Origin of the sequence: Methylobacterium sp. E-046, from assembly GCF_022829625.1 — a bacterium.
GTDB classification, from domain to species: Bacteria; Pseudomonadota; Alphaproteobacteria; order Rhizobiales; family Beijerinckiaceae; genus Methylobacterium; species Methylobacterium longum.
Genome location: NZ_JAKSYP010000288.1, coordinates 1 through 18,326 on the forward strand (window position 1 = coordinate 1; position 18,326 = coordinate 18,326).

General features: G+C 69.4%; 14 protein-coding genes. 8 read left to right on the plus strand and 6 right to left on the minus strand.

Annotated features, from left to right (window positions below):
- Positions 1-400, plus strand: a 400-nt coding sequence (locus MKK82_RS31235) for a transglutaminase-like domain-containing protein (RefSeq protein ID WP_243987915.1), incomplete at its 5' end; no start/stop codon positions are given.
- A 131-nt stretch (positions 401-531) separates the two neighbouring features.
- A complete protein-coding gene (locus MKK82_RS31240) occupies positions 532-1,179 on the plus strand; it encodes a L,D-transpeptidase (RefSeq protein ID WP_238290374.1) in 648 nt (215 codons plus the stop codon).
- An 84-nt stretch (positions 1,180-1,263) separates the two neighbouring features.
- On the opposite strand, the gene MKK82_RS31245 is transcribed toward MKK82_RS31240, so the two are convergent.
- A complete protein-coding gene (locus MKK82_RS31245) occupies positions 1,264-1,614 on the minus strand; it encodes a hypothetical protein (RefSeq protein WP_238290373.1) in 351 nt (116 codons plus the stop codon).
- A gap of 133 nt (positions 1,615-1,747) precedes the next feature.
- Complete coding sequence (locus MKK82_RS31250; RefSeq protein ID WP_238290372.1) at positions 1,748-2,236, minus strand: phasin; 489 nt, start codon at positions 2,234-2,236, stop codon at positions 1,748-1,750.
- A 272-nt stretch (positions 2,237-2,508) separates the two neighbouring features.
- Here MKK82_RS31250 and MKK82_RS31255 point away from each other — a divergent pair, with 272 nt between their 5' ends.
- From MKK82_RS31255 to MKK82_RS31280, 6 genes are all read left to right on the plus strand, one after another.
- Positions 2,509-4,980, plus strand: coding sequence for a PAS domain-containing protein (locus MKK82_RS31255; RefSeq protein ID WP_243987917.1), 2,472 nt, complete (start codon positions 2,509-2,511; stop codon positions 4,978-4,980).
- Between the two features lie 777 nt (positions 4,981-5,757).
- Positions 5,758-7,704 (plus strand): acetate--CoA ligase, encoded by a 1,947-nt coding sequence (gene acs, locus MKK82_RS31260; protein ID WP_238290370.1) that lies wholly within the window; start codon positions 5,758-5,760, stop codon positions 7,702-7,704.
- Positions 7,705-7,839: 135 nt separating this feature from the next.
- A complete protein-coding gene (locus tag MKK82_RS31265; RefSeq protein WP_238290369.1) occupies positions 7,840-8,211 on the plus strand; it encodes a DUF485 domain-containing protein in 372 nt (123 codons plus the stop codon).
- Positions 8,208-9,890: a cation acetate symporter gene (locus MKK82_RS31270; protein ID WP_238290368.1), complete on the plus strand. Its 1,683-nt coding sequence runs from the start codon at positions 8,208-8,210 to the stop codon at positions 9,888-9,890. Before MKK82_RS31265 ends, MKK82_RS31270 begins: the two co-directional genes overlap by 4 nt.
- A 252-nt stretch (positions 9,891-10,142) precedes the next feature.
- On the plus strand, positions 10,143-11,825 hold the full coding sequence (locus tag MKK82_RS31275) for an MFS transporter (protein WP_373323360.1): 1,683 nt from the start codon (positions 10,143-10,145) through the stop codon (positions 11,823-11,825).
- Positions 11,826-12,432: 607 nt separating this feature from the next.
- The gene (locus tag MKK82_RS31280; RefSeq protein ID WP_238290367.1) at positions 12,433-12,579 is read left to right on the plus strand and encodes a hypothetical protein; all 147 of its coding nucleotides are present in this window, start codon (positions 12,433-12,435) and stop codon (positions 12,577-12,579) included.
- A gap of 12 nt (positions 12,580-12,591) precedes the next feature.
- Here the strand turns inward: MKK82_RS31280 and MKK82_RS31285 are convergent, their stop codons facing one another.
- The 4 genes from MKK82_RS31285 to MKK82_RS31300 all read right to left on the minus strand — a co-directional run bounded on the left by MKK82_RS31285 (position 12,592) and on the right by MKK82_RS31300 (position 18,158).
- Positions 12,592-12,822: a hypothetical protein gene (locus MKK82_RS31285; protein WP_238290365.1), complete on the minus strand. Its 231-nt coding sequence runs from the start codon at positions 12,820-12,822 to the stop codon at positions 12,592-12,594.
- Between the two features lie 743 nt (positions 12,823-13,565).
- Positions 13,566-15,164, minus strand: coding sequence for a bifunctional phosphoribosylaminoimidazolecarboxamide formyltransferase/IMP cyclohydrolase (purH, locus tag MKK82_RS31290; protein WP_238290363.1), 1,599 nt, complete (start codon positions 15,162-15,164; stop codon positions 13,566-13,568).
- A gap of 71 nt (positions 15,165-15,235) precedes the next feature.
- Positions 15,236-16,984, minus strand: a complete 1,749-nt coding sequence (locus MKK82_RS31295) for a heparinase II/III family protein (protein WP_238290362.1) — start codon at positions 16,982-16,984, stop codon at positions 15,236-15,238.
- A 220-nt stretch (positions 16,985-17,204) separates the two neighbouring features.
- Positions 17,205-18,158: a metal ABC transporter solute-binding protein, Zn/Mn family gene (locus MKK82_RS31300; protein WP_238290361.1), complete on the minus strand. Its 954-nt coding sequence runs from the start codon at positions 18,156-18,158 to the stop codon at positions 17,205-17,207.
- Positions 18,159-18,326 lie beyond the last annotated feature (168 nt).

The following is an 18,326-nucleotide window of genomic DNA, read 5'->3' on the forward strand; positions in this document are numbered from 1 at the left end:
CGCCCATACCCGGCTGCGCTTCGACTATCAGCAGGCCGACGCCACGCGCACCGCTTTCGACGGCTACACGCAGCGCGTGGGGGTGTGCCGGGACTTCGCCCATCTGGCGATCACCCTGTGCCGGTGCATGAACATCCCGGCACGCTACGCCACCGGCTACCTCGGCGACATCGGCGTCCCGAAGGATCCGGCGCCGATGGACTTCTCCGCGTGGTTCGAAGTCTATCTTCACGGGCCGGAGGGGCCGCGCTGGTACACGTTCGACGCCCGGCACAACCGCCCGCGCATCGGCCGCATCGTCATGGCCCGCGGTCGCGACGCCACCGACTGCGCCATTTCGACCAATTTCGGCTACGCGCATCTGGCGCGGTTCGACGTCCACACCGACGAGGTGGAGTGAACGGCGCCGCCCCGGCACGGCCGAACCGGCCTGCGTATTCCTCCGTACAGCAAATTATCGGCTCGTGCGTGGAACTGCCAGCCTATGCTCACGCTTGTAATGGCAAAGGTTATTGCACAGGTAGGCCACTCATGAAGACCAGGGTCACCGCTCTCGCCGCGCTCCTCGGCGCCGCTGTTCTTGCCACGACGCCCGCCCTCGCGGCCTCGTCGTACGATCCCTTCGGAACGGACAACACCGACGAGTACTACTCCGATCAGGGTCAGTACGGTTACCAGGGCACGTACGCCCCCGGCTACGGCCAGGGCGTCCAGTCCGCGCCGCAGGCCCAGGTCCAGCCGATCCCCCGCGAGGTCGTGGCGTTCAACGCACCCTACGCCCCGGGCACGATCGTGGTCTCGACGGCCGAGCGCCGCCTCTACCTCGTGCTCGGCAACGGGCAGGCCCTGCGCTACGGCGTCGGAGTCGGCCGCCCGGGCTTCAGCTGGAGCGGCACCAACACCATCACGGCCAAGCGTGAGTGGCCGTCGTGGACGCCCCCGAAGGCCATGATCGCCCGCCGCCCCGACCTGCCGCGCTACATGGCCGGCGGCATCGAGAACCCCCTCGGCGCCCGCGCGATGTACATCGGCAGCACCGAATACCGCATCCACGGCTCGAACGAGCCGGATACGATCGGCCAGGCGGTCTCGTCGGGCTGCATCCGGATGACGAACGACGACGTCACCGACCTCTACGAGCGCGTGCGGGTCGGCGCCAAGGTCGTCGTCCTGAACTGAGCGGACGGCTCCGGCGCGCGGCGGACGCGCGCCTCCCCGGCGATCTCGGCCGCGCGATCCTCACCGGATCCGCGGCCGCTTGCGTCAGGGGACGACCTGACCGACCGCGGTCTGCGGCGGGCTGAACGAGGCGATCGGCAGATCACAGAAGCAGCGCACGCCGAGCGGCCGCGGCCCGGGGAGCGGACACGAGAACGGCTTCGGTCCGGAGATGCCCTGCTGGACGGCGTCGCAGTTGAAGCCGACCGGCTCGCGCTCAGTCCGCCGGGGCGGCCGACGGTAACCCCGCTCGTAGGCCGGCTCGTCGTAACCGGGCCGATCGACATATTGCGCCCGCGCAGCCGTGCCGGGCAGCGCGGCGGCGAGTGCCAGCACCGCGGCGCACAGGCGGAGCGGCTGGCCTTGGCCGGTCCGGCCGGAGACAGTAAGGCGCATCCGTAGACCCTTCACTCGGCGCGGATCATTCCCGTCCGCAGCGCGGATCTCGGGGGCAATACCGGCGAAAACGAGACGGCCCGCCCCCGGACGACCGGAGGCGGGCCGAAGCTTGGCCCCGTCGCGGATGGTCTCAGTGCGACGCGCGCTCGGCGGCATCCTGGGCGTTCTGGGCAGTCTGCTTGGCGGCGTCCTGGCCCTGCTCCATCGCCTTGCGGGCCTCGTCGGCACCCTGCTGCATCGCCGACTTGGCGCGCTCGGCACCCTGCTGCATCGCGCTCTGGGCGAGGCCGCTGAACTCCTTGGCCTGCGCCTGGATGGCGGCGAACTGGCTGCGGACGAACTCGGCCTGGTGCTGCATCGCCTCCTGCATGTCCTTGGCGCGGACCAGCTTCTGCGCCAGATCGAAGGCGGCGTTCACGTTCTGCTCGGCGTACTCGAAGCCGCGCGAGGAGACGTCGAGCGCGTTGGACCGCGCCACTTCGGCCGAGCCCTGAACGGTGTCGGCGGTGCGGCGGGCCGCGCCGATGAAGCTGTCGAAGGCCTTGCGGGCCTGCTCGACGCTCTTCTCGGCGAAGTCGCGCATCTCGGTCGGAACTTCGTAGTTCGGGGGGTTGGTCATGTCTCGTCTCCTCTCGTCTTGGTCTGTGGATGGCGCTTTGTGCGGTGCAAAATAACCGATTCGGCACCATATGCCACCCGCGCCGATGGCGGTAAGGTTGACATGACGTAAACGTGTGACGGTTGGTGCCAGAGTCCAGCGTCACGGCGTAAGGGAGTTTACAAAGACGCGTCGGTCGCGTGCGTTTTTCGGGCAGGTCGCCCCGGGCACAGGGATCGGACGTGGGATTGATTGGACGTGGGTTCGGACGTGGGTTCTCGAGGTCGCGGGCTTTGGAGACGACACTGACACCGACTGCCGGCGCGGCCGGGCCGGGGCTCGCCGCCGCGTTCGCGGCGTGGGCGCGGCTGCCGCACGTGACGGCGGCGCTCGAAAAGCCCGGGTCGATCCATCTGGTGATCGATCCCGGCGCAGGGCGCATTCTGCTCGCCTCCGAGGAGGCTCGTCCCCTCGCGCGGGCCCTGTCGGGCACCGGGCTCGCGGCGCTGTCCGCTCAGGTCGCGGCCGCCGCGCCGGGGGATGCCGCGCCGCGGCTCGCCCGCCTGCGCCTCGACCCGCGCCGTATCGCGCCGCCCGTGCTCTGCTGGCTTGCCAGCGGCCTTCAGGACGGCGGGGAGCCCGCGATCCTGGTGATCCCCACGGCACCGGTGGCGCTGCCGCGGGCGAGACCGGCACCCACGGACGGGGTGCGGACGCCCGAGACGCCGCCGACGCCGGCGTCCATCGGGGAGGCGCCGAAGCGGGTGGACCGCTTTCTCTGGCGCGTCGATGCTGCGGGAATCCTGACGACGCTCACGGGTCCGCACGGCCTGGCGGATCTGGTCGGCCATCCGGTGCACGCCCTCGCGGAGGTCGGCCGGATCGCCGGCGCGGACGGGGTTCTGGCGGCCCTGCGCGAGCGGCGCACCTTCCGCGGCGAGCGGGCGACCCTGACCGTCGACGCCGGCTCGTTCCAGGTCGAGTTGTCGGGCGCCCCGCTGGGGCGGGGCGATGCGGCCTTCTCGGGCTTCGGTGGATTCGGCCTGATCCGCAACGCGCCGTCGGCCCGCCCCGCGACGGGGTCGGTTCCCGTTCCCGAGATCGCACCACCCGCGCCGGTGCCTGAGCCCGCGCCCGCGCCAGAGTTCGCGCCGGTGCCTGAGCCCGCGCCGGTGCCTGAGCCTGCGCCGCCGCAGGGCACCGGAGACGCGAGCCCGGTCGACACGTCGCTGTCCACGGACGAGCACGCCGCTTTCCGCGAGATCGCGCGCGCACTCGGGGCGCGCTACGCGGGCGACGAGGTCGGAGCGGATGCGGAGGCCCCCCGGCCGGAGGGTGGCGCGATCATGCCGTTCCCAGGACCGCAGGCCGCCCCCCCCGAGATGCACCCTCCCGCGACCTCAGCGGCGGATGCGGGGATTTTTGCAGGATTGCCCGTGCCGGCGCTGGTTCATCGCGACGGTGTGATCCTCGCGGCGAACCGCCGGCTCCTGGAGCTGACTGGCCACGCCGATCCCGGGAGTCTGGTGGCGTCCGATCTCGCTGGTCTGTTCCCGGGTCTGTCGCAGGCGACGGGCGCGGATGCGGCCGCGCGCCGGACGACCCTCGCCGCCGCCGACGGAAGCGCTCGACCGGTGGAAGCACGCAACGGTCCGTGCCGGTGGGCGGATGCCCCCGCCGAATGCCTGATCGTGCGTCCGCTCGAAGAGGCCGACGCTGCCGACGCGTTGACGGCGGAACGTCTGGCTCGCGCGGCGCAGGCCGAGCGTACGGCCAGCGCCGAGGCCGCGTTGAACGCCCTCGAGACCGGCGTGGTCTCCCTCGACGGCGCCGGGCGCATCGTGGCCGTGAACCGGGCCGCGGCCGATCTGTTCTCCTGCGATCCGCGCGAGGTCGTCGGCGGCAGCTTCGTCGCCCTGTTCGATCGCGCGAGCGTGCTGACCGTCGCCGATCTCGTGCGCGGCGCCATCCGGGGGCCGCTGGCCGTGTCGCTCGCCGGGCGCGCCATCGCCCTCGACGTGAGGGCCGCGCGCGGCGACGGACGCCGGGTGGCCGTCCTCGACCGGCCATCCGCCCGTTCCAGGACCGTGGCCGGGGATTCCTCGGGACAGTCGGGCGCAGCCCTGGTCCGCCTCGACCGGGCATTCCGCGAGCCTCTGACCGGGATGATCGACTTGGCCGACGCGATGCTGAAGGAGCCGTTCGGCCCGCTGGGCGACCCCCGCTATCGCGGCTGTCTGGCCGAGATCAGGGCATCGGGCGAATCGATGCTCGAGCGCGTCGGGACGCTCCTCGATCTTGCCGCCGTGGAGGCCGGGTCCCTGCAGCTCGAACCGCGTGCCCTCGATCTCAACGACGTCGCGGCCGGCTGCGTCGCCCGGCTCCAGGCCGAGGCGGCGCGGGGACGCATCGTCGTGCGGACGAGCTTCTCGTCGGATCTGGCAGATCTCGAGGCCGACGAGCGCTCCGTCAGCCGCGCCGCATCCCTGGTGATCGAGCATGCCATCCGGCGCTCGACGGCCGGGGGCCAGATCATCGTGTCCACCGGCTCGACCGAGCAGGCGGCCATCGCCCTGCGGGTGCGCGACACGGGCGCCGGCGCGGGATCGCGGACCGTCGATCCCGCAGGGGAGGTCGAGGACAAACTGGCCCTGCCGCGCGCGCTCGTGGAAGCCAATGGCGGCCGTCTCGAATTGTCGGCCCGGGCCGAGGACGGAACGCTCGTCGAGATCATCATGCCGACGCGGAGGGCGGCGAACGGCTGAGGCCGGACCGGTCGGCCACCCTTCGGGGCGGCGGACGAATCGGAATCGCGCGAAGGTGTACGCGGATGGTGCGCGGCCGGCGGCGCGAAGAAGCGCCGCGGCGACCGCCCCCCGCGTCGACGCTCGCGCCCCCGCCATCCTGGGGCCGCCGGTCGGAATCCAAGATCCGGAGCCACCGGTCCATCGAGACCTTGCGCCGGCGGCGGCTCCCGATGCCAGGCTCGCCTGCCGCGCCCCGGAACGACGGCGTGGCTGATGAAACCGCCCGCGGTGTTGCCCGCAGCAGACCGAGCCCATCTCAGCCGGGCTCTCGCTGATGGTCTTCCACGCGAGGGGCCTGGACGGCCTGACGGCGCACGACCCGAAGATGGGGCCGCCACGGATCGGCCGTCCCACCGTCCCGCACCGCCCGAAGTGCAAGCGCAGCGGACCTCGGAGGACGACTCCATAACTCGCAAGGCTGGTTGACGCCGTTCCTCGCGCCCACCGCGCCGCTTCGGCACCTGAGGATGAAGGGGTTGGTTGGAGGACCGCGTCGCGCCGCCGCGGTCGTGCGTCGTGTACCGTGGGATACCCGCACGCTCGGGTTGACAGCGCACCGCCGAGGCTTCAATCACCCCTTACATTGTGCCCAATTTATTTAGTGATCTCGGAACACGCGTCGCCAAAAAGGCGATAATACCGCCGGCGTAGAATATAGGCTACATTACTTTGGAAGTCCTGGCAGCGCGGCGAAGGCCGCGATACGATCGGGCACCAAAACAGGGATGGGACGCCATGGAAGGCAAGGTCATCGAGGTGCAGACCGCTTGGCGTGAGGGCGCTCACGTCGACGATGCCAAGTATCGGCAGATGTACGAGGCGTCGGTAACCGACCCTGACGCTTTCTGGGGTGAGCACGGCAGGCGCATCGACTGGATGACGCCGTTCTCCAAGGTCAAGAATACCAGCTTCGAGCCTGGCAAGGTCTCGATCAAGTGGTTCGAGGACGGCACCACCAACGTCGCGTACAACTGCATCGACCGGCACCTGAAAACCCGGGGCGACCAGACCGCGATCATCTGGGAAGGCGACAACCCGGACGAGTCCAAGCACATCACCTACCGGGAGTTGCACGCGCAGGTCTGCCGGATGGCGAACGTCCTGCGCAACCGCGGCGTCGGAAAGGGCGACCGCGTCACGCTCTACATGCCGATGATCCCCGAGGCGGCCTACGCGATGCTGGCCTGCGCGCGGCTCGGCGCGATCCACGCCATCGTGTTCGGCGGCTTCTCCCCCGATTCCCTCGCCTCCCGCATCCAGGGCTGCACCTCGAAGGTGGTGATCACCGCCGACGAGGGCCTGCGCGGCGGCCGCAGGGTCCCGCTTAAGGCCAATGTCGACGAGGCGATCAAGCGTCTGGGCTCGGACCTCGTCGAGCACGTGATCGTCGTGCGCCGCACGGGCGGCAGCGTCGCCATGGAAGCCGGGCGCGACGTCTACTACGACGAGGCCGCCGCGCAGGTGACCGACGAGTGCCCCGCCGAGGCGGTGGAGGCCGAGCACCCGCTCTTCATCCTCTACACCTCGGGCTCGACGGGTCAGCCGAAGGGCGTGGTGCACACCACCGGCGGCTACCTCGTCTACGCCTCGATGACCCACCAGTACGTCTTCGATTACCGCGAAGGCGACGTGTACTGGTGCACCGCCGACGTCGGCTGGGTCACCGGCCACAGCTACATCGTCTACGGCCCGCTCGCGAACGGCGCGACCACGCTGATGTTCGAGGGCATCCCGACCTACCCGTCCACGTCGCGCTTCTGGGAGGTGGTCGACAAGCACAAGGTCAACATCTTCTACACGGCGCCCACCGCCATCCGCTCGCTGATGGGCGGCGGCGAGGGGCCGGTGAAGAAGACCTCGCGGCAGTCGCTGCGGGTGCTGGGCTCGGTCGGCGAGCCGATCAATCCGGAAGCCTGGGAGTGGTACTACAACGTCGTCGGCGACAGGCGCTGCTCGATCGTCGACACGTGGTGGCAGACCGAGACCGGCGGCATCCTGATCACGCCGCTCCCGGGCGCCACCGCCCTCAAGCCCGGATCGGCGACCCGGCCGTTCTTCGGGGTCAGCCCCGAGATGGTCGATGCCGAGGGCAAGGTCCTGCAGGGCGCCTGCGAGGGCAACCTCTGCATCGCCGATTCGTGGCCGGGCCAGATGCGCACCGTCTACGGCGACCACGAGCGCTTCGAGCAGACCTACTTCTCGACCTACCCGGGCAAGTATTTCACCGGCGACGGCGCCCGCCGCGACGCGGACGGCTATTACTGGATCACCGGCCGGGTCGACGACGTCATCAACGTCTCGGGTCACCGCATGGGCACCGCGGAGGTCGAATCCTCGCTGGTGGCGCATCCGAAGGTGGCCGAGGCCGCGGTCGTCGGCTACCCGCACAACGTCAAGGGCCAGGGCATCTACGCCTACGTGACGCTGAACGACGGCGAGGAGGGCGACGACGCCCTCCGCAAGGAGCTCGTGACCTGGGTCCGCAAGGACATCGGTCCGATCGCCTCGCCCGACCTGATCCAGTTCGCGCCCGGCCTGCCCAAGACCCGCTCGGGCAAGATCATGCGCCGGATCCTGCGCAAGATCGCCGAGGACGATTTCGGCTCGCTCGGCGACACCTCGACCCTCGCCGAGCCGGCCGTCGTCGAGGACCTGATCGAGAACCGGCAGAACCGGGCCTGATCGGCGCCGCGCCGCCGGATGCGGGGCGGCATCGGATCGAGGCGGGTGCCGGTGCGGCGCCCGTCTCCAACAAGAACCACGAAGTTTCAACGCGACGAACCGGAGGGCCGGAGTGCCCTCGCGGGAGGAACAGCCATGAGCGGCACGACACTCGACCTTCGAGGGCGCACGACGCCCCCGGGACAACGCAACCTTGGAACAGACGTCGATCCGCAGGTCGAGCGGATCGCCCGGACCCCGGAATTCCAGCAGCTCGTGTCGGAGCGCACCAAGTTCGGCTGGACCCTGACGATCCTGATGCTGATCGTCTATTTCGGCTTCATCGGCCTGATCGCCTTCGACAAGTCTCTCCTCGCCGTGAAGGTCGGCGGCACCGCCTCCCTCGGGCTGTTCGCGGGCGTGTTCGTGATCCTGTTCGCCTTCGCGCTCACCGGCATCTACGTGGCCCGGGCCAACACGCGCTTCGACGCGCTGAGCGACGCCCTCAAGCGGAGCGTCGCCCGATGAACCGCGTCCTCCTCGGCCTGACGCTCGCCACGATCGCGGCGAGCGCGGCTTACGCCGCCGGACCGGATCTCGGCGCCGTGCAGCAAGCGGCCACGAACTGGCCGGCTATCCTGATGTTCCTGTTCTTCGTGCTGCTGACGCTGGGCATCACCTACAAGGCGGCCAAGGGCACCAAGTCGGCCGCCGATTTCTACGCGGCGGGCGGCGGGATCTCGGCCGGAACGAACTCGCTGGCGATCGCGGGCGACTACATGTCGGCGGCCTCGTTCCTCGGCATCTCCGGCCTCGTCTACACATCGGGCTTCGACGGGCTGATCTACTCCACGGGCTTCCTGGTCGGCTGGCCGATCGTGCTGTTCCTGATCGCGGAGCGCCTGCGCAACCTCGGCAAGTTCACCTTCGCGGACGTGGCGAGCTTCCGCCTCGACCAGACCTCGATCCGGATCATCTCGGCCGTCGGCACCCTCGTGGTGGTCGCCTTCTACCTCATCGCCCAGATGGTCGGCGCGGGTAAGCTGATCCAGCTCCTGTTCGGCCTGCCCTACCTCTACGCGGTGATCATCGTCGGCGTGCTGATGATCGTCTACGTCGCCTTCGGCGGCATGAAGGCCACCACCTGGGTGCAGGTGATCAAGGCCTGCCTGCTGCTGGGCGGCGCGACCTTCATGGCCGGCGCGGTGCTGTTCAAGTACGGCTTCAATCCCGAGGCGCTGTTCGCCAACGCCGTGCAGGTCCACCCGAAGGGCGACGCCATCATGGCGCCGGGCGGCCTCGTGTCGAACCCGGTGGAGGCGATCTCGCTGGGCGTCGGCCTGATGTTCGGCACCGCCGGCCTGCCGCACATCCTGATGCGGTTCTTCACGGTCTCCGACGCGCAGGCCGCGCGCAAGTCGGTGTTCTACGCCACCGGCCTGATCGGCTACTTCTACATTCTGACCTTCATCATCGGCTTCGGCGGCATCGCCCTGCTGATGTCGGATCCGAGCTACTTCAAGCTCGGCCCGGCCGGCGCCTTCGACAAGCTGAAGGACATGATCGGCGGCACCAACATGGTGGCGGTGAACCTCGCCAACGCGGTGGGCGGCCCGTACTTCCTGGGCTTCATCTCCGCCGTGGCCTTCGCCACCATTTTGGCGGTGGTGGCCGGCCTGACGCTCGCGGGCGCCTCGGCCATCAGCCACGACCTCTACGCCCAGGTGATCGCCCGCGGGCGCACCACCGAGAAGCACGAGGTCAACCTGTCGAAGATCTCCGCCGTGGTGATCGGGATCGTGGCGATCTACCTCGGCTACGTCTTCGAGAACCAGAACGTCGCCTTCATGGTCGGTCTGGCCTTCGCGGTGGCGGCGAGCTGCAACTTCCCAGTCCTCGCCATGTCGATCCTGTGGCGGGGCACCACCACCTGGGGCGCGCTCGCCGGCGGCCTCGTCGGCCTGCTCACGGCGGTCATCATGGTGGTGCTGTCGAAGGCGGTCTGGGTGGCGACGCTGGGCAATCCCGCCCCGCTCTTCCCCTACGACAACCCGGCCCTGTTCTCGATGCCCCTCGCCTTCGCGACGATCTGGATCGTGTCCCTGATGGACCGGTCCCGCCGCGCCCAGCGCGAGCGGGCCGCCTTCGAGGCGCAATACGTGCGCTCCGAGACCGGCATCGGGGCATCCGGCGCGCACGCGCACTGACCGACCCGATCCATCGGAACGGCCCGGAGGGCGCGGCGCGAGCCGCGCCCTTCTTCGTTGCGGACCGCGCGGGACCGCCATCCGCAAGCAGCCATGTTGATGAGCCCGATCACGAACACTTTACCAATTGACCGCCGCCTGACTTCCGGTAACGCATAGGTGATCTGCGCATCGCGCAAAGCGAGCGAGAGCCGTTCATCAGCGTGTCCCCGGTTGAGACCGGGGACAAGTGGCGTTTGGGAGGATCGGGTCATGGCTGTGGCAACCGCGGCGGCGCGGACGGATGATGTCGCGAGGCCGATGAGTTCGGCCGAGAAGCGCGTGATCTTCGCATCGTCTCTCGGCACCGTGTTCGAGTGGTACGATTTCTATCTCTACGGCTCCCTGGCGGCGATCATCGGCGCGCAGTTCTTCTCCGCCTACCCGCCGGCCACGCGGGACATCTTCGCCCTCCTGGCCTTCGCGGCCGGCTTCATCGTCCGGCCCTTCGGCGCGCTGGTCTTCGGCCGGATCGGCGATCTCGTCGGGCGCAAGTACACCTTCCTCGTCACGATCCTGATCATGGGCCTGTCGACCTTCATCGTCGGCGTGCTGCCCAACGCGGCCACGATCGGGATCGCGGCCCCCATCATCCTGATCGTCCTGCGGCTCGCGCAGGGCCTCGCGCTCGGCGGCGAGTATGGCGGCGCGGCGACCTACGTGGCCGAGCACGCCCCGAACGGCCGGCGCGGCTTCTACACGAGCTGGATCCAGACCACCGCGACCCTCGGCCTGTTCCTGTCGCTGCTGGTGATCCTGGCGACCCGGAGCTTCACCGGTGAAGCGGCCTTCGCCGAGTGGGGCTGGCGCATCCCGTTCCTCGTCTCGGTGCTGCTGCTCGGCATCTCCGTGTGGATCCGCCTCCAGCTCTCCGAATCCCCGGCCTTCAAGAAGATGAAGGACGAGGGCAAGACCTCGAAGGCGCCGCTCACCGAAGCCTTCGGCGAGTGGCGGAACGCCAAGTTCGCGATCATCGCCCTGTTCGGCCTCGTCGCGGGCCAGGGCGTGGTCTGGTACACGGGCCAGTTCTACGCCCTGTTCTTCCTGCAATCGATTCTGAAGGTCGACGGCTACACGGCCAATCTCCTGATCGCGTGGTCGCTGCTCCTCGGCACCGGCTTCTTCGTGGTCTTTGGCTGGCTCTCGGATAAGATCGGCCGCAAGGTCATCATCCTGACCGGCTGCGCCATCGCGGCGGCGACGTTCTTCCCGCTCTTCCAGGGAATCACCTCGACGGCGAATCCGAAGCTGGAGGCGGCGATCGAGAACGTGAAGGTCACCGTGACGGCGGACCCGGCGAGCTGCGGCACGCTGTTCAACCCGGTCGGCACGCGCGTCTTCTCGGCGCCCTGCGACCTCGCCCGCGACTTCCTGTCGAAGTCGTCGGTGCGCTACGCCACCGCGCCGGGCGCCGCCGGCCAGCCCACCACGATCCGGGTCAACGACACCGAGATCCCATACCCGCAGGGCGGCAACGCGGAGGCCAACAAGGCCACCTCCGCGGCCCTTCAGGCGGCGGGCTATCCGAAGGCCGGCGATCCCGAGATCGTCAAGATGTCGAACCCGTTCGACATCTTCCGGCCGCAGGTCGCCAAGGTGATCGGCCTGCTCTTCGTCCTCGTGCTGTTCGTCACCATGGTCTACGGCCCGATCGCCGCCATGCTGGTCGAACTGTTCCCGACGCGAATCCGCTACACCTCGATGTCGCTGCCCTACCACATCGGCAATGGCTGGTTCGGCGGCCTGCTGCCGGCGACCGCCTTCGCCATGGTGGCCCAGACCGGCGACATCTATTACGGGCTCTGGTATCCGATCGTCATCGCGGTCGCGACCGTGATCATCGGTCTCATCTTCGTGCCCGAGACCAAGGACCGCGATATCTTCGCGGACACCTGAGCGGCGCCGCGCGTTCCAGGCGATCTCCGGTTCCAGGCGCCCAGGCCGCACACGCGGCCTGGGCGTCGCCGTTCATGGCCGGGCGCGGGCGACACGCGACAAGGCCGGTACGCTTGGTACCGGCCGAGGCCGGCCCATCCCGCGCGCCGCGGGGCACGATCCATACGGTACCAGCCAGGGGCCGGTCACGCGGTCCCATCCCCCCTCATCCTGTCGAGCCCGTTCGACGCCGCCGCTGTGCTTCGGCACCTCAGAGGGCGACCGTCGATCGAACAGCCGATCCACGTCGTCGGCGACCTGCGTCGGGCCTCGTGCGCGTCGGCTCGCCGTTGGCTATCGCGATGATCGCGAGAATGATCGAATGATACCGATTTTCGGAACCGGCATTGAGCAAATTCAAACCCGAATAAAGATCACACGTGTTTGATCGTAGTCATGTTCCCGGCAGTATGTCGTCGATCATCGAAGCCAGATCTACTCCGGATGCGGTCTGGGAAGGATCGATCTGAGCACCAAAAACCACTGTTCGCACCTTAAGGCCCTTGACCAGGGGAACCAGAATGGGCTCTCGGCCGTATAGGGCTGCCTTTCGATAGGAACTCAGGATTTGAACGTGCGCGATGCTACGGCGAACCTGCGGCGCAAAGCCGGATCTCGGCCACCACTTGCATTTGTGCTCGGCTGGTTTGCGGCCACGATCGCCATCTGGTTCGCCATCAACACCGAGGCTGGACGGCTCGTCTGGTGGTGGTGACGGCGGGCGACGTCAGTTGTGTTCCTGGAAATCGTTGCAATAGGCGCCCAGCAGGTAGCCGGATTGATGGGCGGCGAGGTATCCGAGCGTGATCAGAACATGAAGGAGATCGAGCCCATAGACACTGGCGAAGATCGTCAGCGCAGTTAACATGATGACGCACGACGTCATCAACAGGATGACGGCGGTGAAAACACGACCGATCAGCCATCCGACCCCGAACAACATCGCAGCGACCAGCATTTTACGACCTGGTGTCTATAATTTTAGTAGTCTTGTGCACATTGACTCGACCGACTCCGTAAACATGCCGGCACGGGAATGAAATAGCAAGCCTTCAGGCCCGATCCTCACGGTCTGACCGGGCGCGTCGAACAACGATATTGAATTCGCATCGGAGACGTCGTCGTACCCTTCGATAATGCAATTCCGTTTATCTCCAATTTCGCGCCTGCCTGAAGCTCAATACTCGGTAAGCGGGAGGCCGGTTGCGGCGGTTGAGATCCGGCGACCCGATCCCGACGATTCGTGAACGCGCCGCCCCGACGGGCATCCGATCACGCCGGCCAGTCGTGCAATCCCGGTGATCGAGGTCCGTCACGCTGCTGTGGACGAGACTTGACCGGGAGCACTGCCCGAGGCTGCCTCGAGCCCCCGGTCCCTTGGAGGCCGGGCGCACGGCACGGCCTGCCCAGCCGGCGGGAGCGGTGCCACGGCCCCCTGTCCGGCTCGGGCTTGCGGCATCACACGCCGTCCTGCCGCTCCGGCATGGGCGCGGGAATCCCGTGGGCGCCCAGGGGGAAGAGGAACCCGCGCGACAACCCGCGCGGCCAAGATATCGCGGATCCCGTTGCGCGATGCCGCCGCACGGCCGAAACCTCGGAGGAGTCCTCGGCTATCGACGCGGGGCCCGGAACCGGCCCGGACGGCCGACGCCGCATCGCAGGATCGGCTTCAGGACCGGCGAGTCCCGGCCAGGCACACGCTCAATGGCGGAAGTGGCGGTGGCCGGTGAACACCATGGCGAGCCCCGCCGCGTCGGCGGCGGCGATCACGTCCGCGTCGCGAAGCGAGCCGCCGGGCTGAATGATGGCCGTGGCGCCCGCTTCGGCGGCGGTCATCAAGCCGTCCGCGAAGGGGAAGAAGGCGTCAGATGCCACGACCGATCCGATCGCGAGGCTCTCCGACAGACCGAGCCGCTTGGCGCCCTCGGCCGCCTTCCAGGCGGCGATGCGCGAGGAATCGACCCGGGACATCTGTCCCGCCCCGATTCCGACGGTTGCGCCCTTCTTCGCGTACACGATGGCATTCGACTTCACGTGCTTGGCGACCCGGTAGGCGAACCGGAGGTCGACCAGTTCCGCGTCGCTCGGCGCGCGGCGGGTCACGACCTTGAACGGCATGTCGTCGACGACCGCCGCGTCCCGGCCCTGGACCAGCAGGCCGCCCGCGAGGGTCCGCACGGTCTCGCCCGGCGCGCGCGGATCGGGCAGGCCGCCGGCCAGCAGGAGCCGCAGGTTCTTCTTGGCCGCGATGATCGCCGCCGCCTCGGGCGTCGCGTCGGGGGCGATGATCACCTCGGTGAGGATCTCGACGATCTTGCGCGCCGCCTCGGCGTCCAGCGTCCGGTTGAGCGCCACGATGCCGCCGAAGGCGGAGGTCGGGTCGCAGCTGAGCGCCCGCTCGTAGGCCTCGAGCAGGCTCGCACCCTCGGCGACGCCGCAGGGATTGGCGTGCTTGATGATGGCGACCGCTGCCGTCCGCTCGGCGTCGAACTCGGCCACGCACTCGTAGGCCGCGTCGGTGTCGTTGAAATTGTTGTAGGACAGCTCCTTGCCCTGGAGCTGGCGGGCCGTCGCCACACCCGGCCGCACCCGCCCCGGCGCCCTGTAGAAGGCGGCCGTCTGGTGGGGGTTCTCGCCGTAGCGCAGCCCCTGCGCCAGGGTGCCGCCGAAGGCGCGGAACAGGGCCGGCTCGTCGGCGCCGAAGCGGCCGGCCATCCAGTTGGCGATGGCGGCGTCGTAGGCCGCCGTGCGGGCGAAGGCCTTCTGCGCCAGCTTGCGGCGCTGGTCGGCGCCGATAGCGCCGTCATGGGCCTCCAGCGCGGCGAGCACGCCGGCGTAATCCGACACGTCGGTCACCACGGCCACGTCCGCGTGATTCTTGGCTGCCGCGCGGATCATCGCCGGCCCGCCGACATCGATGTTCTCGATGCAGTCGGCATCCGGCCTGTCGGCCGCGATGGTGGCCTCGAACGGGTAGAGGTTCACCACCAGCAGGTCGATCGCCCCGATCCCATGCGCGGCGAGGGCCGCCTGGTGCTCGGGATTGTCGCGGATGGCCAGCAGGCCGCCATGCACCGCCGGGTGCAGGGTCTTCACCCGGCCGTCCATCATCTCGGGGAAGCCCGTCAGGTCGGCGACCTCCGTCACCGGCAGCCCGGCCTCCTTCAGGGCCCGGTGGGTGCCGCCCGTCGAGACCAGCGCGATGCCGCGGGCGTGCAACGCCCGGGCGAAGTCGACGAGGCCGGTCTTGTCCGAGACCGAGAGGAGGGCGCGGGAGACCCGCACCTGATCGTGCGCCATGGATTCGTGCCGAAATTCGAGATCTTCGGGCGCGGTAGCATGGAAACGGGGAACCGGGCCAGCGGGTCCGGTCAGGCCGGCGCCACGCCCCGCAGCGGCGCGGCTGCCAGCCGCTCGAAGCTCCAGCGCACCTCGACGTCTTCGGAGACGCGCAGGTGGAGCACGATCTGGTCGGTGCGGCGCGGTCCGGTCAGACCCGAGAAGTACACGCTCTCCTCCAGTCCGATCTCGGCATTCTCCGCACGGAAGGTCCAGATCTCGCCCAGGGCCGAGGCCAGTTCGAGCCCCTCCGGAACGCCCCGCACGGCGATGCCGGGATGCAGGTGGAAGCGGATCGCCACGTCGTGGCCGCGCATCCGCCCGCGGCCGGTCCCCTTGCCCTGGCGCAGGAAGGCATCCCGCCCTTCGAGCCGGGCGGCGGCGGCGAAGAGCTGCCAGCGGCGCTCGTGCACGATGCCGAATTCCGGACCGTAGCCGTTGTGCCGGGCGGCCAGCACGACGCTGTCGTTGTCCTCGGCCCGCTCGGCCGCGACCGACAACGGACCGCTCAGCACCACGGACCCGCGCCGCCGGATCAGCCAGTCGGCGAGCTGGCGCTCGCCCCACCACCCGGTGCGGGTCAGAAACCGGCAGGAGGACGCGTTCGCCACGGTGGCGGTGGAATGCGCGGGCGTCGAGCGCGCGAGGAGACGCAGGTCCGGCCCGCTCGCCGGCAGGCCGCAATTGACCACGATGCGCTGGGGTCCGCTCGACATCTCGAAGGCCAGGCAGCCGGCCCCCGCGTTCAGCGAGTAGGGCAGCGGCGGACTCGCGCCGACATCGGCGACGATCACCACGCGACCGCCTTCCAGGCGCTCGTAGCCCGAATTCGGCGCGTGCATCAGCGGCCGGGCGAGCGCGCCGTCGTAGACGAGCAGCGTCGCGAGGTGGTCGGCGTCGGTGGCGCCCATGCCGTTGAAGTGGCTGAGCGAGGCGTCCGGGTGCCGCAGCAGCCGCAGCAGCGGCAGCATCCGGTCGATGGCCCGCAGCAGGGCCATCGGCGGCTCGACGCTGCGGCTGAGATAGCTCTGCCGCAGAGGCAGCAGATCGAGCAGCAGTTCCATGGCGAAGCGCGGGTCGCGCGAGCGATGGCCGCCGTCGGTCAGGATCTGCCGGTCGAGTTCCCGCGACAGGATCCGGGTCGCGCGACGCAGGATCGGCTGAATTCCGTCGCAGCACAGACCGGCGTAGCAGAGCGCCACCGCGGCGTTCAGGCGCCATTGCGGCGGCACGCCGCGCCGGATGTCGCGCTCCAGTTGCTGCGCGTTGCGAGCGATCACCTTGAGGAAGTTCTGGTAGAAACCGTGGTCGGCTCCCTCCAGCACGAGGGGCGACTGGCACAGGAACGAAATCAGCCGCCGCGCCGCCACCGGCGTCTGGCGGGCGAGCGCCGGATCGCCCCGGCCGGCGATGAAATCCGCCACGAAGGCGCGGGCATTGGCGCGGGCCAGGGCCGTGTCGGCGGCGCGCAGGTGCCGCAGCCACCCGAAGCCGTAGAGCTCGTCGGCCCATTCCGACGAGGGCGCGGCGTAGTCGAAGGGCGAGCCCCCGCTCGCCGCCAACGAGCGGCCGGCGAAGACGAACAGGCCGGAATAGATGTCGTCCGCGAAGGTCGCGTCCGAGGTGCGCAGGTCCTGCGGGGCGATCACCAGCCCGGTCACCCGCATCCGGGCGAGGATGTCGGGCGGGGCGGTGAGGCTGGCGCCGACGGCACGGAACGACCGCGCCGCCTCGCGTCCGACGAGCCGATAGAAGCGCCAGCGGTCAGGGCCCCAAGCCACGCGATCTCCGAGCCACGCCGTTCTCACAAGGCCCCAAGGCCTCGAGCCCTCGCGCACGAGGATCGGCTGGCACCCGTTCTGTAAGGCTAGTGGGGGCCTCTTAACCGCCGGTTTACGTTATGTCATGCCCGACCCGGTAGAGGCGAAAGCGCGCCGTCCCGGGCGGCGGCGGGGTCATCACGGGTCGCGTCGCCGTCGGAAAAACTGGGACCGATGCGCCCTAGCCGGGCGCCAGCGCCGCCGAGAACGCCCGCAGGTTGCTCCGCATCATGTCGAGAAAAGTCGGGGCCGGCCCGTCCGGCCGCGACAGGGCATCGGAGAAGACCTTGCCGCCGATGCGGGCCCCGCTCTCACGGGCGATCAGTGCCATCTGACGCGGGTCGCTGATGTTCTCCAGGAACACCGCGGGGACGCGGTCCCGGCGGATCTGCCGGATGATCGCCGCCACGTCCCGGGGGCTGGCCTCGCTGTCGGTCGACACACCCTGGGGGGCGACGAAGCGCAGGCCGTAGGCCGACGCGAAATACCCGAAAGCGTCGTGGCTCGTGATGATCCGCCGCCGCTCCGCCGGGATGCAGTCGATCGCCGCGCGCACATCCCGCTCCAGGTCATCGAGCTTGGCGAGGTAGCCGGCAGCGGCAGCCCGGTAGGCCTCGGCGTGGCCGGGATCCACCTTGGCGAGCCCGTCCCGGATGTTGGCCACGTAGATCCGGACGTTGGCGAGGTCCTGCCACGCATGCGGGTCGACGGCGTGGTCGCCGTGATCCTGTCCCGCGTGATCCATGCCGCCGTGATCCATGCCGCCGTGATCATGGTCGCCGTGGCCGCCTTCGGCGGGGATCGGCTTCACGCCCGCGGAGGCCACCACCACCGGCGCGCGGGTACCGGAGGCACGGATCAGCCGGTCCAGCCAGCCCTCCAGGCCCAGGCCGTTGACGAACACGATGTCGGCTTCGGCGAGCTTGCGGGCATCGGCGGGCGACGGGCTGAAACCGTGGGCATCGGAATCCGGCCCGACCAGCGTCGTCACCGCCACCTGCGCGCCGCCGACCTGCCGGATGAGATCGCCGAGGATCGAGAAGCTCGCCACCACCCGGACCGGCGCGCCCTCCCCCGCGGCCCGGGCCGGCCCTGCGAGGCCCAGCCACAGGGACAGGATCGCGAGCCCCGCCATCCGCCATGTTCTCGCTGCGCGCCGCACCGTTCGCCTCCCGCTCCATCCCGTCCCGCTGACCTAATGTAACATTGTTACATACACAAGCGGGATACATCGCCGGCGCCAGATGGAGAGCCTGGGGCGACCGTCGGAGTCCGTTGCGGCGACGGCGCCCCGAGCGTGAGA